Origin of the sequence: Amycolatopsis sp. NPDC049253 (assembly GCF_040678995.1) — a bacterium.
GTDB lineage: Bacteria > Actinomycetota > Actinomycetes > Mycobacteriales > Pseudonocardiaceae > Amycolatopsis.
This window is the reverse complement of record NZ_JBFAQX010000012.1, coordinates 180,959-202,330: the sequence shown is the minus strand read 5'-3', so window position 1 is coordinate 202,330 and position 21,372 is coordinate 180,959. Positions and strand designations below refer to the sequence as shown.

Annotated in this window: 20 protein-coding genes; 9 read left to right on the top strand and 11 right to left on the bottom strand. The window is 70.2% G+C overall.

The annotated features are described in order from the left end of the window. Positions 1-58: 58 nt before the first annotated feature. Together AB0K15_RS26700 and AB0K15_RS26695 are read right to left on the bottom strand one after the other, a co-directional pair. Positions 59-1,429: an MFS transporter gene (locus AB0K15_RS26700; protein ID WP_364055872.1), complete on the bottom strand. Its 1,371-nt coding sequence runs from the start codon at positions 1,427-1,429 to the stop codon at positions 59-61. A 45-nt stretch (positions 1,430-1,474) separates the two neighbouring features. Further along, positions 1,475-2,761 (bottom strand): LuxR C-terminal-related transcriptional regulator, encoded by a 1,287-nt coding sequence (locus AB0K15_RS26695; RefSeq protein WP_364055869.1) that lies wholly within the window; start codon positions 2,759-2,761, stop codon positions 1,475-1,477. A gap of 149 nt (positions 2,762-2,910) precedes the next feature. Between AB0K15_RS26695 and AB0K15_RS26690 the strand changes: the two genes are divergently transcribed. Beyond that, positions 2,911-3,816 carry an NADP-dependent oxidoreductase gene (locus AB0K15_RS26690; protein ID WP_364055866.1) on the top strand — a complete coding sequence of 302 codons (906 nt, stop codon included), beginning with the start codon at positions 2,911-2,913 and terminating at the stop codon, positions 3,814-3,816. A gap of 500 nt (positions 3,817-4,316) precedes the next feature. On the opposite strand, the gene AB0K15_RS26685 is transcribed toward AB0K15_RS26690, so the two are convergent. The 4 genes from AB0K15_RS26685 to AB0K15_RS26670 form a co-directional block, all read right to left on the bottom strand. Beyond that, complete coding sequence (locus AB0K15_RS26685; protein WP_364055863.1) at positions 4,317-5,240, bottom strand: lysophospholipid acyltransferase family protein; 924 nt, start codon at positions 5,238-5,240, stop codon at positions 4,317-4,319. Next, complete coding sequence (locus AB0K15_RS26680; protein WP_364055860.1) at positions 5,237-6,019, bottom strand: GNAT family N-acyltransferase; 783 nt, start codon at positions 6,017-6,019, stop codon at positions 5,237-5,239. Before AB0K15_RS26680 ends, AB0K15_RS26685 begins: the two co-directional genes overlap by 4 nt. 163 nt (positions 6,020-6,182) lie before the next feature. Beyond that, entirely contained in the window at positions 6,183-7,142 is a 960-nt protein-coding gene (locus AB0K15_RS26675; protein WP_220237584.1) for an electron transfer flavoprotein subunit alpha/FixB family protein, read from the bottom strand. Positions 7,143-7,170: 28 nt separating this feature from the next. Next, a complete protein-coding gene (locus tag AB0K15_RS26670) occupies positions 7,171-7,956 on the bottom strand; it encodes an electron transfer flavoprotein subunit beta/FixA family protein (protein ID WP_364055856.1) in 786 nt (261 codons plus the stop codon). Between the two features lie 243 nt (positions 7,957-8,199). On the opposite strand from AB0K15_RS26670, the gene AB0K15_RS26665 reads away from it, so the two are divergent. Then, positions 8,200-9,036, top strand: coding sequence for a DegV family protein (locus AB0K15_RS26665; RefSeq protein WP_364055853.1), 837 nt, complete (start codon positions 8,200-8,202; stop codon positions 9,034-9,036). Here the strand turns inward: AB0K15_RS26665 and AB0K15_RS26660 are convergent. Further along, the gene (locus tag AB0K15_RS26660) at positions 9,017-9,442 is read right to left on the bottom strand and encodes a hypothetical protein (RefSeq protein WP_364055850.1); all 426 of its coding nucleotides are present in this window, start codon (positions 9,440-9,442) and stop codon (positions 9,017-9,019) included. The genes AB0K15_RS26665 and AB0K15_RS26660 overlap by 20 nt on opposite strands. A 53-nt stretch (positions 9,443-9,495) precedes the next feature. Between AB0K15_RS26660 and AB0K15_RS26655 the strand changes: the two genes are divergently transcribed. From AB0K15_RS26655 to AB0K15_RS26645, 3 genes are read left to right on the top strand one after another with little or no spacing between them, the layout of a single operon-like run. After that, positions 9,496-10,269, top strand: coding sequence for a class I SAM-dependent methyltransferase (locus AB0K15_RS26655; protein WP_364055847.1), 774 nt, complete (start codon positions 9,496-9,498; stop codon positions 10,267-10,269). Continuing rightward, entirely contained in the window at positions 10,266-11,798 is a 1,533-nt protein-coding gene (locus AB0K15_RS26650) for a glycoside hydrolase family 57 protein (RefSeq protein ID WP_364055844.1), read from the top strand. The genes AB0K15_RS26655 and AB0K15_RS26650 overlap by 4 nt, the downstream gene beginning before the upstream one ends. A 15-nt stretch (positions 11,799-11,813) precedes the next feature. After that, on the top strand, positions 11,814-12,302 hold the full coding sequence (locus tag AB0K15_RS26645; RefSeq protein ID WP_364055841.1) for a glutathione peroxidase: 489 nt from the start codon (positions 11,814-11,816) through the stop codon (positions 12,300-12,302). Between the two features lie 77 nt (positions 12,303-12,379). On the opposite strand, the gene AB0K15_RS26640 is transcribed toward AB0K15_RS26645, so the two are convergent. Then, entirely contained in the window at positions 12,380-14,182 is a 1,803-nt protein-coding gene (locus tag AB0K15_RS26640; RefSeq protein ID WP_364055838.1) for a sugar-binding domain-containing protein, read from the bottom strand. A gap of 79 nt (positions 14,183-14,261) precedes the next feature. Here AB0K15_RS26640 and AB0K15_RS26635 point away from each other — a divergent pair, with 79 nt between their 5' ends. The 3 genes from AB0K15_RS26635 (at position 14,262) to AB0K15_RS26625 (ending at position 17,309) form a co-directional block, all read left to right on the top strand. Beyond that, the gene (locus AB0K15_RS26635) at positions 14,262-15,515 is read left to right on the top strand and encodes a glycosyltransferase family 4 protein (protein ID WP_364055835.1); all 1,254 of its coding nucleotides are present in this window, start codon (positions 14,262-14,264) and stop codon (positions 15,513-15,515) included. A gap of 434 nt (positions 15,516-15,949) precedes the next feature. Beyond that, positions 15,950-16,579 carry a phosphoribosyltransferase family protein gene (locus AB0K15_RS26630; protein ID WP_364055832.1) on the top strand — a complete coding sequence of 210 codons (630 nt, stop codon included), beginning with the start codon at positions 15,950-15,952 and terminating at the stop codon, positions 16,577-16,579. Positions 16,580-16,730: 151 nt separating this feature from the next. After that, positions 16,731-17,309, top strand: a complete 579-nt coding sequence (locus AB0K15_RS26625; protein WP_364055829.1) for a metallophosphoesterase family protein — start codon at positions 16,731-16,733, stop codon at positions 17,307-17,309. A 51-nt stretch (positions 17,310-17,360) separates the two neighbouring features. Here the strand turns inward: AB0K15_RS26625 and AB0K15_RS26620 are convergent, their stop codons facing one another. Then, positions 17,361-18,143 (bottom strand): class I SAM-dependent methyltransferase, encoded by a 783-nt coding sequence (locus AB0K15_RS26620; protein ID WP_364055826.1) that lies wholly within the window; start codon positions 18,141-18,143, stop codon positions 17,361-17,363. Positions 18,144-18,201: 58 nt separating this feature from the next. Beyond that, on the bottom strand, positions 18,202-18,660 hold the full coding sequence (locus tag AB0K15_RS26615) for a nuclear transport factor 2 family protein (protein WP_364055823.1): 459 nt from the start codon (positions 18,658-18,660) through the stop codon (positions 18,202-18,204). Positions 18,661-18,753: 93 nt separating this feature from the next. Here AB0K15_RS26615 and AB0K15_RS26610 point away from each other — a divergent pair, with 93 nt between their 5' ends. Beyond that, the gene (locus AB0K15_RS26610; protein ID WP_364055820.1) at positions 18,754-19,287 is read left to right on the top strand and encodes a TetR/AcrR family transcriptional regulator; all 534 of its coding nucleotides are present in this window, start codon (positions 18,754-18,756) and stop codon (positions 19,285-19,287) included. A 424-nt stretch (positions 19,288-19,711) separates the two neighbouring features. On the opposite strand, the gene aceB is transcribed toward AB0K15_RS26610, so the two are convergent. Continuing rightward, positions 19,712-21,319 carry a malate synthase A gene (gene aceB, locus AB0K15_RS26605; RefSeq protein WP_364055817.1) on the bottom strand — a complete coding sequence of 536 codons (1,608 nt, stop codon included), beginning with the start codon at positions 21,317-21,319 and terminating at the stop codon, positions 19,712-19,714. Positions 21,320-21,372 lie beyond the last annotated feature (53 nt).

Below are 21,372 nucleotides of genomic sequence, written 5' to 3'. Positions count from 1 at the left end.
ATCAGGGTAGTCCGCTCCAGCCCGTGACGAAGTGCACCCTGGGCCCTGAAGTGGCCTGTCACACCTTCTGCGGCCACCGGCTGGTCACTCGAACTCCCAGCAAAGCGAGCAGAACGAGGGCGACGGCGAGGATCGCCATCGCCGGCGACGGGTGAAGGGCCGAGGCGACGACGGCCAGCAGGACGCCACCGAGGCCGATGAGCAGGGCCGAGCCGACCCAGTCCGCGAGCTGCATGGCGGAGGTGTTGAAGCCGCGTTCGCCTTCCGGGGAGTAGCGGAGCAGGAGGACGGAGATCGAGGGCATGGCGATACCCATGCCGGCGCCGCCGATGGCGCAGATCACGAAGGCCGGCCATGCGGGGCACCAGGGCTGCGCGACGAAGCCGAAGCCCACCAAGGCCACGGCGACCAGGGCGAAGCCGATGCGGAGCGTTGCCTCGCGGGACCAGTCGAGGAACCTGCCCTGAAGTCCGGAGGCGGCCGACCAGCCGAGGGCGGTGATCGTCAGCGGCAGGCCGGCCAGGGCGGGACCGTAGCCGTGGACGGCACTCATCGTGAGGGGCAGGTAGGCCTCCATCCCGGCGTAGGCGCCCGAAAGCAGGGCGCGCGAGGCGACGACGGTGGGCAGGCCTGGGCGGAACGTCAGAGTGCCTGTCGGGAGGAGCCTCCGCAGTGCCAGACCGAGGGCAACGAGGCCGACGGAGCCGTAGATGAGGGCGAGAGGCGACGGGTGTTGAGCGGCCCACGTCAAGGCGGCGACACCGAGCGCAGCGACGACGGCCGGGACGACGCCGGCGCGGCGCGCCTCCGCGGCCGGGACGTGGTCGGGCAAGCCGCGGACGACGACGACCAGCAGCGCGACACCGATGGCGACCAGCGGAACCAGGCCGAGGAACACCCAGCGCCACCCGATGCTGACGGTGATCAGGCCCGCGACCGAAGGGCCGATCACCGCCGGCAGCACCCAGGCGGCGGCGTTCGCGGCGTAGATGACGGGGCGTTCGCGGTCGGTGAATGTCAGGGCGATGAGCAGGGACACCGCGACCAGCAGGAATCCCGAGCCGAGACCCTGCAGGGCGCGGCCGGCCAGGAGCATCGGCATGGTCGTCGCGGTGCCGGCCACCATCAGGCCCGCGGCGAACAGCGCCGGTCCGGCCAGGAGCGCGGGCGCTGGGCCGCGGCGGTCGCCCATGCGGCCGGACAGCACGGTGGCGACGACGCTGGCGATCAGGAACGTCGTGAACGGCCACGAGTACAGCGCGAGGCCGTGCAGCTCCGCGACGAGCGTGGGCATGGCCGTGGCGACGCCCATGCTTTCGAAGGCCACCAGCGTGACCACGAGCAGCAAACCGATCGTCGTGAGCCGGTGCTCGCGGCTCCACAGCACGCTTCTTCGGGGCTGGGGCTGGGCGTCGAGGATCCGGCTCATGATCGTCAGCCTGCAACCTCCAGCCCTGTGGAGGTCAAGCCGATTTCACGCGGTCCGGTGCACCGCGACCGGATCGAGCCTCAAGTCGCGGGCGAGCGCGGCGGCCTCGCCGCGCGAGCTGACCTCGAGCTTCTCGAGCAGGTTGCGCACGTGGAACTTCACCGTGTGCTCGCTGAGCTGCAGCTGCGCGGCGATCTGCCGATTGCGCAGCCCTTGCGAAATGCCCGACAGCACTTCGAGCTCCCGCGCGTTGAGCCGGTCGAGTGGACGCAGCTCAGGTGGTTCGACGGTGTCCAGCGGCAGTGCGGCGGTGATCGTCGCGCCCCAGCCCGGGACGGCGTCGACTTCCCAGCTGCCGCCCAGGGGCGTGATGCGTTCGGTGAGGCCGGGGTCGAGGACGACGTCGGGGATGTCCGGTGCGTCGTCGCGGACGGTGATGCGGAGGACGGCGCGGTCGAGGCGCCAGGAGGCGCGGATGCGGGTCGTGCCCGGGCGGTCGAGGGCGGCGATGACGAGGCCGCGTGTCACCGTGCGCGCCGTGTGGGCGATGTCCTGCCGCAGCTGGCGGTCGTCGGTGGGGGCGACGAGGTCGACGGCGACGTCGGCGTGGCCGACCACTGGCGAAAGCTGGTCGGCGAGCACGCCGAACGCGCCGCGAGCGGACTCCGCGGAGAGCGCCTGGTCACGGTCCGCCACCGCACGCAGGTCGAGGAGCGCGCGAGCGGCCAGGTCGGTCGCGGTCTGGCGCGCGGCCGCGTCGCCGAGGCGACCCGAGCGCAGGACGGCCAGGAGCGCGACGAGCGTGGCCGCGTGCGTCTGGCCGAGGTCGGTGACGGTCTGGGCGCGCGCGGCCGCGGCGGCGAGGTTGCTCGCGAGGACGTCGGGGCCGGGGTCGACGGCTCGCTGGCCGGCGTCGGTGCTGGTCAGGTGCCAGAGCCGGGCCGCGATTCCCAATGCCTCGACCGTCGGCTCGGCGTCGGACGGCACCAGGGCGATCACCGCGCCGTTGCCGATGGCGGGGCGAGAGGTGAGCAGGACCAGACGACGTTCGGAGCCGGCGAGCACACCGTCGAGGACCACGGCCTCGCCCGGGATGGCGCGCTCGGCGAGATGGTCCAGCTCCGCGCTGGTCACGGCGCCGGTGATGGTCGTGTCGCCGGTGACCTTGAACGGGCTGCGCGGACAGTCGCCCGTCTGCATGGCGGCCGCGCGGTGCGGCAGCACGGCGGAGAGCTCCTGCGAGAAGCGCGGCAGCATCTCGGGCCGCGGCGCGGAGATGACGCGCACGGCGACGTCGAGCACGTGGGCCGGATTCGACCAGGAAGCGTCCATGAGTCCACGGTAGGCGTGTACGACGGGACCGGTCGTGCTCTTCCGGATAGTGAACGCTGCTCGTCCGAGCGGTTCGGATCGCGGCGCGGGAAAGTTGACTCGAGGCAGGACGAACGACCGTCCCGAATCGAAGGAGAGTACGAGGAATCATGCGAGCCATCACCTTCGCCGCGTACGGCGGCCCGGACGTCCTCCAGCTGAGCGACGTCCCGCTGCCCGAACCCGGCCCCGGGCAGGTCCGCGTCGCCGTGCGGCGTGCGGGCGTGAACCCCATCGACTGGAAGGTCCGCAGCGGCGCCATGGCCCAGGGCTCCGCGCCGAAGAGCCCGCAGATCCCGGGCGCCGAGTTCTCCGGCGTCGTGGACGCGGTGGGCGACGGCGCGACGTTGGCCGTCGGCGACGAGGTCTTCGGATGGTCGACCACCGGCGCGTATGCGGAGTACGCGCTGGCCAAGGCCCTCGCCCGCAAGCCGGCGAGCCTGTCGTGGGACGACGCCGCGGCGTTGCCCGTGGCCGGCGAAACGGCGTTGCGCGTCCTGCGGCTGCTGGACGTCAAGGCCGGCGACCTGCTGCTGATCCACGGCGCGAGCGGCACCGTCGGGCGCTTCGCCACGCAGGCGGCCGTTGCGCTCGGGGCGACTGTCATCGGCACGGCGGGGCAACGCAGCCTCGACGACGTGAAGTCGCTCGGCGCCATCCCCGTCCTCTACGGCGACGGCTGGCCGGAGCGTGTCCGCGCGGCGGCGGACCGGCCTGTGGACGCGGTGTTCGACGCGTCGGGTCACGGCGTGCTGCCGGAGTCCGTGGAGTTGCGCGGGTCGAAGGAGCGCGTGGTGACCATCGCGGACGGGGCTGCGTTCGAACTCGGGCTACCGTTCTCCGCCGGTGGTGCCGACGACCAGAAGCCCGAGGTGCTGGAGGAGATCCTCGAGTACGCGGGACGCGGGCTGCACATCGCGCAGGGCAAGAGCTACCCGTTGGAGGAGGCCGCGGCCGCGCAGGAGGAGAGCCAGGCGGGGCATCCGGGAGGGAAGATCACGATCGTCGTTTCCTGACGATCCGCAGGGCCAGCCGTCTCAACCGGAGAGTGGTTCGGTTGAGACGAGCTCCACCTGATCGTGTGGAGGTCTTCGATCATCAGGCCGGTTTCTTGGCATAATTACCTGGTCAGAGAGTTTTGCCGTTGAAAGACGACGGCGCCTGGTTTGTTGGTGAGGTCTTCTCCGGAGGCTGACTGGAGGGGTGCTCGCCGGCGTTGCCGCTGAGTGGCGACGCACGGGAAAGGCCGTCCCGCGAGGATCTGAAGCCCGCGCCGGGATTCGCCGCTCAGTGGCAACGACGCGCATACGGCGACCAGTCGGCATCAGCGAGGTAGGTCAGTGGCGGCCGGAGTTTCGACGTCCAGCGGCCGGTACTTGAGGTCGATCGAACGTCCTTGCCGGGTTTCGCCACTCAGCGGCGACACCCGGTGGCGGCAGCAACGCGAATGACGCATCGGAACAGAAAGGGGTTCGCGGGTGTCGCCGCTCAGTGGCGAAACCCGCGAACCCGCAGGTCAAGCGACAGAACCGGCGCGGTGGACCTGGTGTGCCTCGACCGTCTCGACGGAAGCCTTGGCAGCAGGAGCCGGAGACACCCGCCGGCGCCCTTGGGCTGGGATCCGGACCGTCCCGAGAGCCGAGTGCACCGATGCCTCCGCCAGGGCCGCCAGCGAGCGGCGGTCCTCCGCGCGACCCGGGGCGATCTCCGGGCAGACGTGCGCCTCGAGGACCAGGCCGCGCAAGGAAGCCACTCGCCGCAGGGAAGCGATGAGGGACTCCGGTCCGATGAAGGCAGGCATGCTCGTCTCGCGCCCGTCGGCGAGGCGGTAGCGGAGGGCGATCGGCCGGACGGGCACGCCGCCGTCGATGGCGGCCTGGAACGTGGCCGAGGTGAAGCGGCCCGAGGCGAGGCCGCACCACGTGGTGCCTTCGGGGGTGACGTTGACGAGTGAGCCCGAACGCAGGGCGTCGGCGAGCTCGGTCATGGTGGCGGGCAGCGTCCGGAGGCGTTCGCGGTCTAGGAAGATGCTGCCGCCGCGGCGGACGAGGGTGCCGAGGACCGGCCAGGAGCCGATCTCGACCTTGGCGAGGGCGCGCATGGGGCGAAGGGCGTTGATGGCGACGATGTCCAGCCACGAGATGTGGTTGTTCACCACCAGCGCGCCGCGGCCGGCGGGCGCGGCGAGGAAGTCGGCACCGCCGACGACGACCAGCTTCACGCCGAACGCGCGGAGCACCGAGCGGAAAATGGTCCGGACCAGGCGTCCCCGGCCCCGGCCGCGCAGCACGAACAACAGCGGCGCCGTCAGCAAGGCCGCCAGGACCACGCCGATCGCCGACGCGAAGCGCAGCACGCGACGCAGGAACGAGACCGTGGCGGCGCCTTCGGTGAGGCAGTCGTCGCCGCAGGGAGACGTCGGCATCCAGGCGTGGCTCATACCTGCACTCCGAGGAAGAACTTGAGGTAACGCTCGTCGATCTTGTGCAGGTCGAGCAGCACGAAGAAGTCGGCGACGCCGAAGTCGTCGTCGAGCGCCGGTGGGCCGCAGACCTCGGCACCGAGCCGCACGTAGCCCTTGATCAACGGCGGCAGCATGGCGCGGTCGGGACGGACGACGGCGCCGAAATCCCACGGGTGCAGCGGCGAAACGCGGCGCGACTCGTCGGCGTAGTGCTTGGCGCGCAACACATCCCAGACGCCCGCGGCGTAGCTGCCGCCGTCGCTGAGGGGCACGGACGCGCAGCCGGCGAGGTAGCGGTGGCCGGAAAGCAGCATGTACCGCGCTATCCCCGCCCACACCAGGCTGACGACCGCGCCGCTGCGGTGGTCCGGGTGCACGCAGGAGCGGCCGGTCTCGACGAGCGTCGAGCGCAGATCGGAAAGGGCCGTCAGGTCGAATTCGCTGTCGGAGTAAAGGCTGCCGGCCTGCGAGGCGCGCTCCGGCGGCAACATGCGGTAGCAGCCGACGATGTCGCCGGTCTTGTCGTCGCGAACCACGAGGTGGTCGCAGAACTCGTCGAAGTAGTCGACGTCGAGGCCGGGTTTCAGGGAATTGAGGTGGGCCCCCATCTCCTCGGCGAAAACCTGGTGCCGCAGCTTCTGCGCGGCGAGCACTTCTTCGTTCGCGTGGGCCACGAGCAGGGAGTACCTCGGCGCATCGGCCGGGAGCTCGACACCCGCCTGATCAGTGCTGACGAGGAGCTGAGACGACGTCATGAACACTGTGTACCTGCGACCTGGAAACCGCGGAGAGTGCCAATCGATGACCGATTAGTGCACGTTGAGTTAATTGCAGGTTCTCAGGCTTTTCTCAGGGTCCGACACACACCGAAGGCCGCTGAGCGGTACCTCGCCCAGCGGCCTTCGGTGCGGGAAAACGTCAGCCCTTGCGCTTGTCCACGGCCTCCGTCAGCTGCGGCGCGACGTTGAACAGGTCGCCCACGATGCCGAAGTCGGCGATCTCGAAGATGGGAGCCTCGGCGTCCTTGTTGACGGCGATGATCGTCTTCGACGTCTGCATGCCGGCGCGGTGCTGGATCGCGCCGGAGATGCCGAGCGCGATGTACAGCTGCGGCGACACCGTCTTGCCGGTCTGGCCCACCTGGAACTGCGCCGGGTAGTAGCCGGAGTCGACGGCCGCACGCGAAGCGCCGACAGCCGCGCCGAGCGAGTCGGCCAGCTTCTCGACGACGTCGAACTTCTCGGCCGAACCGACACCACGGCCGCCCGAGACGACGATCGACGCCTCGGTGAGCTCCGGACGGTCGCCACCGACGATCGGCTCGATACCGGTCACCTTGGCGGACTTCGCGGCGTCCTGCGCCGGGATCTCGACGGTCTCCTCGGCGGCAGCACCGTCGGCGGCCTCGGCCTCGACAGCGCCCGGACGCACCGAGATCACCGGCGTGCCCTTGGCAGCCTTGGACTTCACGGAGAACGCGCCACCGAAGATGGACTGGTCCACCGAACCGTCGGCGTTCACGCCCACCGCGTCGTAGAGCAGACCGGAGCCCAGCCGCACGGCGACGCGCGCGGCCACCTCCTTACCCTCGGCGCTGGCGGCGACGAGCACGGCAGCCGGCGAAGCCTGCTCCGCGAGCTTCGTCAGCACGTCGACCTTCGGGGTCACCAGGTAGCTCGTGGCGTCGTCGCCCTCGGCGACGTAGACCTTCGCGGCGCCGTGGCCGGCGAGCGCTTCCTTGGCCTTGGCCGCGGTGCCCGTGGGGCCCACGACGACGGCCGAGGGCTCACCCAGCGCGCGGGCGGCGGTCAGCAGCTCGAGCGTGACCTTCTTGACATCACCGTCGACGTGGTCGACGAGGACGAGTACTTCAGCCATTTTTCGTGATCCTCCTCGAAACCGTGTCTCAGATGAGCTTCTGCGCGACCAGGTACTCGGCGACCTTGGTGCCGCCGTCGCCCTCGTCCTCCACCTTCTCGCCGGCGGTGCGCGGCGGCTTCGGGGACGACTCGAGCACGGTGGACCACGCGTTGGCGAGACCGACCTCGCCCGCGTCGATGCCGAGGTCGGCGACGGTGAACGTCTCGACCGGCTTCTTCTTCGCGGCCATGATGCCCTTGAACGACGGGTAACGCGGCTCGTTGATCTTCTCGCCGACGCTCACGAGCGCGGGCAGGTTCGCCTCGAGGTGGGTGATGCCGTCCTCGGTCTCGCGGTCGGCCTTCACGCTGGTGCCCTCGACGGTCAGCTGGCGCACGTAGGTCAGCTGCGGCAGGCCGAGCAGCTCGGCGACGATCGCCGGCACGGCGGCGCCGCGGCCGTCGGACGCCTCGTTGCCGGCGATGATCAGGTCGTACCCCTCGACCTTGCCGATCGCGGCGGCCAGCACCTTGGCGGTTGCGATGGCGTCGGAGCCGTGCAACGCCTCGTCGGAGACGTGGATGGCCTTGTCGGCGCCCATGGACAGCGCTTTGCGGATGGCGTCGGTGGCGCGGTCGGGGCCGACGGAGATCACGGTGACCTCGCCCTCGCCCGCCTCCTTGATCTTCAGCGCCTCTTCGACGGCCTTCTCGTTGATCTCGTCGAGCACGGCGTCTGCGGATTCGCGGTCAAGCGTGTTGTCGGCACCGGAGAGCTTCCGCTCCGAGTAGGTGTCCGGTACCTGCTTGACCAGGACAACGATGTTCGTCATGGGTCTTCTTCGACCTCCCGGTTGGGGCCGGCTCTCGGCCGCGGGACAGTGCTCTACTGGCCGGTAGATTAGGGCCATTCAGGCGAGGAGACCCGCCGAGGTGACGGCATTCACCTGGATGAGCAATCTTTTGAGACCATCGTCCCGGTAGTCCGCCGGTTAACCCGTCCAGCACACCGCTCGCCCGATCGGACCAACGGTGGGCTACTGGCAGTAGGCCGACAGGCGTTAACCTCCCGCACCATGCCCGCGCACATCGCCGTAGTCACGGACTCGACCTCGTGCCTGCCCGACAAACTCGCCGCCCGTTGGGGCATCGGCGTGGTGCAGGTCCAGCTGCACGTCGGGGATCAAATGGACGACGAACTCCGGTTCGACCGCAACGAGCTCATCGCCGCCATGAAGTCCGGCCACGGCGTCACCACTTCGCCGCCCGACCCGGGTGCGTTCTTCTGGACGTACCAGGACGCCGCCGCACGCGGCGCGTCCGCCATCGTCAGCCTGCACATCTCCGGTCGCCTCTCGGAGACCGTGCAGGCGGCGCGCGAGGCGGCGCAGCAGGTCCGGATCCCCGTGCACATCATCGACAGCGGAACAGCCAGCATGAGCCTCGGATACGCAGCGGTGTCGGCCGCGCGCGTCGCCGGCGCCGGGGGTCAGCTCGCGCGCGTGCTCGAAGCCGCCGAGCGCCGCGTGCGCGCCGCCACCGAGCTGATCTACGTGGACACGCTCGAGTACCTCCGGCGCACGGGACGCGTCGGAGCCGCCCAGTCGTTGGTGGGCACGGCGTTCTCGATCAAGCCGCTGCTCACTGTCCGTAACGGTGAAGTCTCGCCACTGGCGCGCGTTCCCGGCACGAAACGCGCCATGAACCGGCTCGTGGACCTCGCGGTGAAGGCCGCGGGCGACCAGCGCGTGGACATCGCCGTGACGCGCTTCGGCTCCGACGAGACCGAGGTCGTGCGGCGGCTGCGAGACCGGATCCCCGGGATCACGGACGTCGTGGTCGGCGATGCGAGCACGGTGATCGGCGCGCATGTCGGCCCGGGCGCGCTGAGCATCACGGTGTCGCCGACCTGACCGGCCGCCGTTCCGGGACGAACAGCACGACGAGCGGCACCAGCACGCCCAGCGCGAGCGTTGAGAGGATCATTGCTTGGTCGACCGCCGCGAAGTGGCCGACGTGCCCGAGGTGGTAGACGAAGTGCGGCACGGCGAACAGCAGGGCCGCCACGGCCGCCAGGCGCGCGACGGCTGTGGTGCCGATCACGGCGGCGCCGATCAGCGTCGCCGCCAGCGCCAGGTTGAGGGCGCCGAAGTCTCGGATGAGGTGTTCGTCGAACGCTCCGTCCATGCTGACCCAGCCGTGGCGGAAACCGGGAAAGTCCTGGTAGAAGCCCAGGGGCGACAGGAGCGGCCACAGTCCCGTCGCCGCTGTGACGACGCCGAGCAGCACCAGCAGTACGCGTGTGAGGGTCCGTTGCATGGGGCTGGAACGAGACGGCGGTCAGGAACGTGACACGCGCTAGGGTCGCGCAGGTGACCAACGCAGCCACCCGGGCCGAGGCACTGCACCTCACCGGCGAACGGACCATCCCCGGCATCCCCGAGGAGAACTACTGGTTCCGTCGCCACGAAGCCGCCTACGTCGCCCTGCTCCCCCACTGCGCCGGCGCGACGGTGCTGGAGGCAGGCTGCGGCGAGGGATACGGCGCGGGGCTGATCGCGAAGACGGCGCGGCGAGTACTGGCGCTGGACTACGACGTGCCGACCACGGAACACGTCGCGCGCCGGTACCCCGACGTCGCGGTGGCGCGCGCGAATCTCGCGTATTTGCCGTTGAGCGGCGAATCCGTGGACGTGGTCGCGAACTTCCAGGTGATCGAGCACCTGTGGGACCAGGACGGGTTCCTCGCCGAATGCTTCCGCGTGCTGCGGCCAGGCGGGAAGCTGCTGGTCACGACCCCGAACCGGCTCACGTTCACGCCGGATTCCGACACGCCGCTCAACCCGTACCACACGCGGGAGCTGGCACCGTCCGAATTGGACGGTCTACTGCGTGCGGCCGGGTTCGCCGTCCAATCGCTACACGGGTTGCATCACGGGGCACGCCTGCGGGAGCTGGAACGCGCGTACAGCGGCTCGATCATCAACGCGCAGCTCGAGGTGGTGATGGGCTCGCTGCCCGGGCAGGCCGTATGGCCGGCGGGGTTGCTCGCCGACGTCGCGGCGATCGGGGCGGAGGACTTCTCCGTCCGCGGTAACGACCTGGACGCGAGCCTCGATCTGGTCGCGGTGGCGGTGCGCCCGTGACTCCGCCCGCCTCGGAAGGCACCTTTTGCCTCGTCCTGCACAGCCACCTGCCCTGGCTGCCGCACCACGGCAGCTGGCCCGTCGGCGAGGAGTGGCTCTACCAGGCGTGGGCGCACTCGTACCTGCCGGTCGTCGACCTGCTGCAGCGTTTCGCCGCTGAGGGGCGACGTGACGTCCTGACGCTCGGCATGACACCCGTGCTCGCGGCGCAGCTCGACGACCCGTACGCGATACGCGCCTGCCACGACTGGCTCGGGCACTGGCAGCTGCGCGCGCAGCACGCGTCGACGCTGTGGGGCGGCGACCCGCTCCTGCGCGACCTGGCCGCCGCCGAGCACCAGACCGCCGTGCGCGCGACGGAGGAGCTGGAGACACGCTGGCGCCACGGGTTCTCGCCGATCCTGCGGTCACTTGTGGACAGTGACACGGTCGAGCTGCTGGGGGGACCGCTCGCGCACCCGTTCCAGCCGTTGCTGGACGAGGACGTCCGCGCGTTCGCCCTGCGCGAAGGCCTAGCCGACACGCAGCTGCGCCTCGGGCGGCGACCGGAGGGCATCTGGGCGCCGGAATGCGGCTACGAGCCCGGGATGGAGCGGGGTTACGCGGCCGCGGGCGTGCAGCGTTTTCTGGTCGACGGGCCGTCGCTGCACGGCGACACGTCGGCGGCGCGCACGGTCAGCTCGTCGGACGTGGTCTGTTTCGGGCGAGACCTCGAGGTGACGTACCGCGTCTGGTCGCCGAAAGCCGGCTACCCCGGCCACGCCGCATACCGCGATTTCCACACGTGGGCGCACGAAGTGGGGCTCAAGGCTTCGCGCGTCACCGGCAAGCAGGTGCCGCCGCACGAGAAGGCGCCGTACGACCCTGCGCTCGCGGCCGACGTGCTCGGTACGCACGTGAAGGACTTCGTCGACACCGTCGTCGCGCGGCTGCGTTCGCTGCGGGCGCAGCACGGGCGCGAGTCGCTCGTGGTCGCGGCGTACGACACGGAGCTGTTCGGGCACTGGTGGCACGAGGGTCCCGCATGGCTTGAGGGGGTTCTGCGCGCGTTGCCCGAGGCGGGCGTTCGCGTGACGACGCTGAAGGGCGCGCTGGAGGCCGGCCACGTGGGGGCGCCGATCGACCTGCCGGCGTCTTCGTGGGGCTCGGGCAAGGACTGGCGCGTGTGGGACGGCGAGCAGGTGGCCGACATGGTGCAGGACAACACGGCGTTGCAGAAACGCTTGCTGGACCTCGTTTCCGGGCACTTCGGGGAGCGCGGAGGGACCGCTCGCGACACCGTGGCCGACCAAGCCGTCGCGGAGGCGATGCTGGCGTTGTCGAGTGACTGGGCGTTCATGGTCACCAAGGACTCCGCCGCGGATTACGCGCGCCGGCGCGCCCGCGTGCACACCTCGCGTTTCGACGAGCTCGCCGGGCTGCTGCGCGCCGGCGACCGCACCCGAGCGCACGAGCTCGCGGCGGAGTACCGCCGCGCCGACGGACCGTTCGGACAGCTGGACGCACGACAGCTGCTGCCACACAAGTGAAAGGGACACCGAGGAATGAGCATTCGCGACATCCCGCTGAAGACGCTCTCGGGTGAGGACACCACCCTGGGCGCGCTCGGCGACAAGGCGCTGCTGGTGGTCAACGTCGCCTCGAAGTGCGGCCTGACCCCGCAGTACACCGGCCTGGAGCGGCTGCAGGAACGCTACGGCGACAAGGGCTTCTCCGTCGTCGGGTTCCCGTGCAACCAGTTCGCCGGCCAGGAGCCCGGGACGGCCGACGAGATCCAGACGTTCTGCTCCACCACCTACGGCGTCACCTTCCCGCTGTTCGAGAAGGTCGAGGTGAACGGCGACGACCGTCACCCGCTGTACACCACGCTCACCCAGACCGCCGACGCCGAGGGTGAAGCCGGCGACGTGCAGTGGAACTTCGAGAAGTTCCTGATCAACTCCGAAGGTGAGGTCGTGGGCCGGTTCCGGCCGCGGACCGAGCCCGAGGACGACACCGTGGTGAAGGCGATCGAGGCCGTGCTGCCGGCCTGATTTTCACAACCGGCGATGGGCGGGGACTCCGTGGGGTGCCCGCCCTTTTCGTGTCGCCGTTCAGTGGCGAAACGGCTTTAGCTGGGGTTTTGTGGTTCGTGCGCGGCTTCGACGACCGGGGACGAGCCGCGGGCGATGACCGCGCGATTGTGGGCCGCCGCGACGTCCGCGTCCAGTTTGGTCACGCGGCGGTCGTAGGTGAGGAGGCCGTTGACCTCGTTTTCGACGTCGGTGGTCTGGGTGTAGATCGCCCCCGAGAGGCCCAATTCGTCCACGAGGGACTCCAATCGGGTGCTGATCTCCGCGTAACGGCGCGTGAGGTGATCGGCGTCAGCGGTCATCTCGTACGCGTTGGGCGGGCCGGGCCAGCGGTGGTCGTCGAGGACGAGCCCGAGGCCGCCGTACTCGCCGTTCACGAGCGCACGGTGGTCCTGCACGCGCGGCTCACCGGGGCCGACGTAGGTGTGGTCGTCGTAGACGTCGCCGGCGCCGGTGTCCGTGCGGGAGAAGCAGCAGTTGACGCCGCTGTTCGCCACGACGAGGCGAGTCGGATCGAGCTCCTTCACGAGTTCGGCGATCCGCGCCGTGTCGAACTCGCCCCAGCCCTCGTTGAACGGCACCCACGCGATGATCGACGGCACGTTCCGCAGCTGCCGCACCATTTCCCGCAGCTCGGTCTCGAAACGTTCCTTGCCTTCGGGCACCGGGTCCGGCGCCGGCCCGGGCGGCCCGTCGAATGACACCACCAACGACGGCATGTCCTGCCAGACGAGCAGGCCCAACCGGTCGGCCCACTGGTACCAGCGCGCGGGCTCGACCTTCACGTGCTTGCGGACGAAGTTGAAGCCGAGCTCTTTCGTCTGTTCGAGGTCGAAACGGAGGGCGTCGTCGGTCGGCGCGGTGTAGCCGCCGTCGGGCCAATAACCCTGGTCGAGCGGGCCGTGGAGGAAGGTGATCCGGCCGTTGAGGGCGATGCGGGGGCGTCCGGCGGAATCCGGGACGAGCTCCACGGTGCGCAGTCCCCCGTAGCTCGTGACCTCGTCGAGCACGTCGCCGTGGCGGTCGAGCAGGCGCACGGTGAGGTCGTAGAGATACGGATCGTCGGGAGTCCACCAGTGGGGCTCCGGGACGTCCGCCCGCAGCCTCGCGCCGGCGGCCCCTCGGACGCTGACGATCTCGTCGCCGCTGGGTGGCGAAACGCTCAGCTCGACTTGAGCACCTCCCTTGACCTGGGGAAACACGGTGAAACCGGCGAGGTCCGGAGTGACCTCGAGGTCCTCGACGCGGTTCACCGGCACCGACTCGAGCCACACCGTCTGCCAAATCCCGGACGTCGGCGTGTAGCAGATCCCGCCCGGCGCGTTGCGCTGCTTGCCGAGCGGGAACGGCGAAATGTCGGTGCGGTCCTCGGCGCGAACGGTCAGCTCCTGCGGCCCGGACGCACGCAGCGCATCGGTGACGTCCGCCTCGAACGCCGTGTAGCCACCCTCGTGGGTGAGCACGAGCTGGTTGTTCACCCAGACCTTCGCCGTCTGCTCGACCGCGCCGAAATGCAGCAGCACGCGTTCGCCACGCCAGTCGCCGGGAATCTCGAACAGCCGCCGGTACCAGAGGACCTCGTCGCGCCGGTTGATTCCGGAGAGTGCCGACTCCGGTGCGAAGGGGACCAAGATGCGCTCGCCGTAGCCACCAGGCCGCGGTTCTTCGGGCGAAGACGGCCACCCCGCGTAGTCCCAGACGCCGTTGAGGTTCAGCCATCGCGGCCGACTCATCTGCGGTCTGGGGTACTCGGGGAGCACGTCGGAGAGGCTGACGAGGTCGGTCCACGGCGTCGTCAGGGGCGGGTCCGCACGTTGCCACTCGGGCTGGCTGGAAGTCATCACCTCCGATGGTGACAGAGATCGAGGGCCGCGACAGCCGGGCCGCCCGACGGAAGCGACTGGCGAGTAACCTCTGCCCATGCGCGTGCTGATGCTGTCGTGGGAGTACCCGCCCGTGGTCATCGGAGGGCTCGCCCGGCACGTGCACGCGCTGGCCCGGCACCTCGCCAAGCAGGGTCATGACGTGGTGGTTCTCTGCCGCCACCAGGCCGGCACCGACGCGTCGACGCACCCGCGCAGCGACCGCGATGTCGAGGGCGTGCGGCTGATCCGTGTGGCCGAGGACCCGATGCACCTGACGTTCGAGCGTGACCTCGTCGCGTGGACGCTCGCCATGGGGCACGCCATGATCCGCGCCGCGCAGGACCTGCTGCGCACGTGGCAGCCCGACGTCGTCCACGCGCACGACTGGCTCGTGACGCACCCCGCGATCGCCATCGCCGAGGCCGCGCGTGTGCCGCTGGTCGGCACCGTCCACGCGACCGAAGCCGGCCGGCACTCCGGGTGGCTTTCGCACCCGCTCAACCAGCAGGTGCACTCGGTCGAATGGTGGCTGGCCAACCGCGCCGACGCCGTGATCACGTGCTCGCAGGCCATGCGCAGGGAAGTGGCGCACCTGTTCGAGATCGAGGCCGCCGACGTCACCGTGATCCACAACGGCATCGAAGAACGCAGCTGGCGCGTCTCGGCCGCCGAGGTGGCGAAGATGCGTGAACGGCACAGCCCCGACGGGGCGCCGTTCCTGCTGTTCTTCGGCCGGCTGGAGTGGGAGAAGGGCGTGCAGGACCTGCTGGCGGCGCTCCCCCGCATCCGTCGCCAGTTCCCGGGCACGCGGGTTGTCGTCGCCGGTAAGGGGCGACACCACGACGAGCTGGTCGCGCAGGCGCGCAAGCTGCGGATTCGCCGCGCGGTGGACTTCGTCGGGCACCTGCCCGACCGCGACCTGCGGGCGCTGCTGGCCGCGGCCGACGCCGTGGTGCTGCCGAGCCGGTACGAACCGTTCGGGATCGTCGCTCTGGAGGCCGCGGCCGCGAAGGCACCGCTCGTCGCGTCCACGGCGGGCGGCCTCGGCGAGGTGGTCGTCGACGGGGAGACGGGCCTGGCGTTCGAACCGGGCGACGTCGCGGGTCTGGCCGCGGCGGTCACGACCGTCCTCGGCGACGCCGCCGCAGCGACCCGGCGCGCACGAGCGGCCCAGTCGCGCCTCGCGGCGGACTTCGACTGGGGACGCATCGCCGAAGCGACCGCGGACGTCTACCGGCGCGCGCGCATGGGTGAACCGATCGAGCTGGGACGCCCGAAGATCGCGACGGGCAACGCGTTCGAGCTCTGAGCGGGCCCGCCGTCAGAAGTGGCAGGGCCGGAGGCAGGCGGCGGGCGCCTGCGCGGGCGCCGAAACCGTCGGCGCAGCGGTGAGAGTAAGCGCGAAAACGGCGAGCAAAACAGCGACGGCGGCCCTGGATCTGCTGGTCATGACGGCTCCCTGGATATTCGGTGGGTGTTCGAAGCATCCGTCGGTCGCCGCGCGCGAAACAATAGGGGAAGCAGTAGGTAGGCCTACCTGAACGCGGCGGGTGACCGGTTCACCCGGCTTCGTCGCGGGAATCGGGAACGCATGGTGTTGCCGTTCGTCGACCACGAGGCCGGGCTCGTTCCGGCTGTCGTCGGGATGCGCTGTGCGGCAGGGTTTCGCCGTTTTCCGACCCATGGATTGTTCAACGATCCGCGGGCCACGGGCGTCGCGTCTTGGCGGGTGGTGCGGCCGTGATGAGGACGTTGTTCTTCGATCGAATCGACGCCGGGCGGCAGCTCGGGCGGATCCTGGCCAGGCAGCCGTGGGTCGAGCCCGTCGTGCTCGGGTTGCCGCGCGGCGGCGTGCCGGTGGCGGCCGAGGTCGCCCAGGCGCTCGGGGCTCCGCTGGACGTCGTGGTCGCGCGGAAGATCGGGGCGCCCGGGCGGCGCGAGTTCGGCGTCGGCGCGGTGACGGCGGAGGGGCCGCCTTACTACTCGACGCCGGCGTTGCGCGCGTTCGGGCTCACGCCGAAGGCGATGGAGCCCGCGTGTGCGCGCGAGCGGGCCGAGGCTCGTCGCCGTCTGGCCGCCTATCGCGACGGGCGCCCGGAGGTCGCGGTGGCCGGCCACGACGTGCTCGTGATCGACGACGGACTGGCGACCGGCGTGACCGCGATGGCCGCCGTCCGCGACCTCCACGACGCGCGGCGCGTGGTGCTGGCGGTGCCGGTGTGCGCGCCCGATGCCATCGCCGAGTTCGAAGGCGAGGTGGACCAGTTCATCGCCGTCGCCGCGCCGAGGCGATTCAGCGCCGTGGGTCGCTGGTACGCCGACTTCACCCAGGTGTCGGACGCGACCGTGATGCGGCTCCTCAGGAAGGGATGAAGGGGACCTTCATCCCACTATCCACAACGGACAGTGACGAGCGCCGCCGAATGGTGAATTCCCTGGCGCGAGGGGAGGCCCGGGGCGCAAGGTATGCCTGCGTCGCCACCCCGGCGATGGGCCGATGTCGACGACGAGGAGAAGCCCGATCATGGACGTCTGGTTCACCGCCGACACCCACTTCGACCACCAGCTCGTGGCCGGCCTGCGCGGGTTCGAGACGCCGCCAGAGCACGACGCGTTCGTGGTCGAGCAGTGGAACGCCACCGTCCGGCCGGGCGACCAGGTGTGGCACCTGGGTGACGTCGGCATGGGCCGGCTGGCACGGTTCGCCGACACGCTTCGGCAGCTGAACGGCGAGATCCACCTCATCACCGGCAACCACGACGAGCCGTGGCCGGGGCTGCGCCAGGCGCACCGGCACCAACGCGCGTGGCTGGAGCACTTCGCGACGGTGCAAGCGTTTGCGCGCCGCCGGATCGCCGGGCAGAACGTGTTGCTCAGCCATTTTCCGTACGAAGGCGACCACGTCGGCGAAGACCGCGGGTCGCAGTACCGCCTGCCCGACGAGGGGCTGTGGCTGCTGCACGGTCACGTCCACAGCGCGTGGCGCAAGCGGGGCCGACAGCTGAACGTCGGGATGGACGTCAACGACCTTCGCCCCCTCCACCTCGACGCCGTCACCACCGAGCTGACCGAGCTCGGAAGTCCGGTCGAAACCAGCCGCTGAACAGCCAAAACCCGCCGCTGGCCTGGTGTTGCCACTCAGTGGCGACGAGACTCAGGGCACGCGACCGGCCAGGATCGTCACGCGCACCGGTTCGCGGAACGGCGCGTGTGGCTCGATCGCCGAACGGATGCGGTTTTCGAAAGCCGGCCGTTCGCCGCTGGGTGGCAATGCGTCCTCGCCCATGGCGGAGTAGACGCCGCCGATGATCTCGCCCGCGGTGAGGTCGCCGGTGTAGTCGATGGTGCGGAGGCCGACTTCGTAGCCGGCGCCGGCCAGCGCGGCGCGGTAGCGGTCCTGGCTGGCGCCGTCCGTTCCGCAGGCCGCGGTGAGGGGATGCCCGAACCAGTCGGACAGCACGTCGAGCAGCGCGCGTGACCAGTCGCTGTCCTGGAGCCACAGCGGCATGCCGTTGGTGACCACCGCGATGCCGCCGCCCGGCCGGAGCATCGGCTTCACGGCGGAGAACAGCGTCACGTGGTCCATCCAGTGCAATGCCTGCCCGATGGTGACGGCGCCGAGCCCGTCGAGCAGGGAATTCAGCGCGGTGATGTCGGTGTCGCCACCCAGGAGCCACGACGCGTTGGTCACGCCGGCTTCGGCCGCGGCGCGGCGGGCGCGCGAAAGCATGTCGGGCGAGGGGTCCATGCCCGCGACCGCCCCGACCCGCGCGGCCATCGGCACGGCGAGCTGTCCCGTGCCGCACCCGAGGTCGAGGACCACGTCGTCCCCGGCCAGGGCGAACTCGGCGGCGATCGCGTCGAACACCGCCGTCGGATAACCGCGGCGATAGCGGTGGTAGAACTCCGTGACTTCTCCGCTGAATCCCAGGCTCATCTCTGGATCCTGGCGGGCCGTCAGGGGGAAATCACGCGCGTTCGCTCACGGCCGAGACTCAGAAGATGGGGAACTCCTTGCCGTACTCGGATTCCGGGCGCTTGCCGAAGATCCACCGTTCGCTTTCCGCGATCGGGCGGTCGTTGATGCTCGCCTCGCGGCGGCGCATGAGGCCTTCGTCACTGAACTCCCACAGCTCGTTGCCGTAGCTGCGGAACCACTGGCCCTCGGCGTTGTGGGACTCGTACTGGAACCGCACGCCGATGCGGTTGCCGCGGAAGCCCCACAGTTCCTTGCGCAGCGCGTAGTCGAGCTCGCGCTCCCACTTCTGTGTCAGGAACTTGACGATCTCCGCGCGGCCCACGACGTGCTGGTCGCGGTTTCGCCACACGGAGTCCTCGGTGTAGGCGAGGGAGACCTTCTCGGGGTCGCGCGTGTTCCAGGCATCCTCGGCAGCCTGGACCTTCTGGCGGGCGGTGTCCTCGTCGAACGGCGGGAACGGCGGACGCGGTGTCATGGCGGGCTCCTGCGCAGATCACGGGAGAACGTTCGTTCTCTCTGGTTCGGCTAGCATAGAGAACGTTGATTCTCCACACCAGAGGGGCACGACGTGAACACCGCGGAAGCCACCGAACGGCTACTTGAGGCCGCCGAAGACCTGTTCTACGCCCAGGGCGTGCAGTCCGTGGGCATGGACGCCGTGCGCAGCCGCTCCGGCGTCTCGCTCAAGCGGCTCTACCAAGTGTTCCCGTCCAAGGACGACCTCGTGGCCGCTTACCTGAACACGCGCGACGAACGCTGGCGCCGGTCGTTGCGCGAGTTCGTCGCCGCGCGGGCCGACGACCCGCTGGCCGTTTTCGACTGGCTGCACGAGTGGTTCAGCGAGCCCGACTTCCGGGGCTGCGCGTTCGTGAACTCGTTCGGCGAGTTCGGGACGCTCGCGCCCGGCGTGGCCGCGGCCATCCACAACCACAAGGACGAAGTGCGCGCGTACCTGCGCCGGCTCGTCGCCGACGACGACCTCGCCGACCAGCTCTTCTCCCTGATGGAGGGCGCCACGGTGCTCGCCGCGATCAAGGGCGACCCCGGCGAGGCCGGCACGGCCCGCGCGGCCGCGGCAACGCTGATGGCCGCGAGGGGCTGATCCGGCGGCCCCGGATTCGCCGTTGAACGGTCAGTCGAGCCGTCGTGAATTCGCCGGTGAAGCCGCCGGCCGGGCCGTCGCCGTTGAAACGGCAACTGGCCCGTCCATCGACGAATCGCCCCTTAACGGCGAGCCGCACGTGTACCGGCGGGGCCGAAGAACGATCACCGGCGATCTCCGCCGGGACGGCCCCATGGCGACGCCGAAAGTGTGTCGCCGTTCAGAGGCGACAGACGCGTCGTGACCCACGGCCGACAAGCAAAAAACGCCAACCACCAGCACCTAGCCACTGGACGGCGACAGCCGAAAACCCGGGTCCGGTGGCGGGGAGCCTCCGCCACCGGACCCGTCTCGCCGCACCGTCCCAAAAGCGGTGCGGGTAAACCGGCCGCCCCCGGTCAGGTCAGGGGCGGCCGGAGCGTGGTCACCGCGCGTCGCACAGGTGACGGGCGTAGGCGCTCGTCGTGAGGAAGCTCGGGAGCTTCTCGCCCAGGGCGGTCTCGGTGAAGATGGCGCGGGCGTCGTCGAGGCGGTGGCCGGCGGGCAGGTCGCCGCGGACCGACTCGAACTCCTCGTCCAGGAACTCCACGGCGAGCTCGCGCGTCAACGCGGTGCCGTCGGCGAACTTCGTTCCGTTGCGGATCCACTGCCACACCTGGCACCGCGCGATCTCGGCCGTCGCGGCGTCTTCCATGAGGTTGTGGATCGCAGCGGCGCCCGTGCCGCGCAGCCAGGAGTCGATGTAGCGCAGGGCGACGTTGATGTTGGCGCGAACGCCGGCCTCAGTCACCTCGCCGCCGGCCGACGCGACGTCGAGCAGGTCCGCGGCGGTGACGTCGACGTCGTCACGCAGCCGGCCCAGCTGGTTGGGCCAGCCACCCAGCACGCTGTCGAAGACCTCACGGCAGACGGGGACCAGGCCGGGGTGGGCGACCCACGAGCCGTCGAACCCGTCGCCCGCCTCGCGTTCCTTGTCCTGGCGGACCTTCTCGAACGCCGTCGCGTTGGCGTCAGGATCCTTGCTCGGGATGAACGCCGCCATCCCGCCGATCGCGTGCGCACCGCGGCGGTGGCACGTGCGGACCAGCAGTTCGGTGTAGGCGCGCATGAAGGGGACCGTCATCGTCACCTGCGCGCGGTCCGGCAGCACGAAGTCGGCGCCGTGCTCGGAGAAGTTCTTGATGACGCTGAAGATGTAGTCCCAGCGGCCCGCGTTGAGGCCGGCGGCGTGCTCGCGCAGCTCGAAGAGGATCTCGTCCATTTCGAACGCCGCGGTGATCGTCTCGATCAGGACGGTCGCCCGGACCGTGCCGCGCGGGATGCCGAGTTCGTTCTGCGCGAACAGGAAAACGTCGTTCCACAGGCGGGCCTCGATGTGGTTCTCGAGCTTCGGCAGGTAGAAGTACGGGCCGCTGCCGCGGGCGATCAGCTGGCGCGCGTTATGGAAGAAGTACAGGCCGAAGTCGACCAGGCTCGCCGACAGGGGACGACCGTCGATGCGGATGTGCTTCTCCACCAGGTGCCAGCCGCGCGGGCGGGCGACGATCGTCGCCGGGTCCTCGCCGATCGTGTAGCGCTTGCCCGACTCGGTGGTGAAGTCGATGTTGCGGCGGATGGCGTCGAACAGGTTCAGCTGGCCGTCGACGATGTTGTGCCACGTCGGCGAAGTCGCGTCCTCGAAGTCCGCGAGCCAGACCTTCGCGCCGGAGTTCAGGGCGTTGACGGTCATCTTGCGGTCGGTCGGGCCGGTGATCTCCACGCGACGGTCCTCGAGACCGGGCGCCGGCGGCGCGATGTGCCAGCTGTCGTCGGCGCGGATGCGGCGCGTCTCGGGCAGGAAGTCCAGCTGCTCCTCCCCCGACTGCACGCGCTCGCGACGGCGACGGCGCTCGTCGAGCAACTCGCGGCGGCGTCCGGCGAAGGCGTTGTCGAGCTTGGCCACGAACTCCAGCGCGGCCGGGGTCAGGATCTCGGCGAACCGGTCACCGGCGGGACCGGTGATTTCGATGCGGTAGTTCAGCTTCTCGGCCATCTCGTACCTCCGCGAGGGAAAGAAAGGGGTGCGGGCCGGCGACCGGAGCCGCC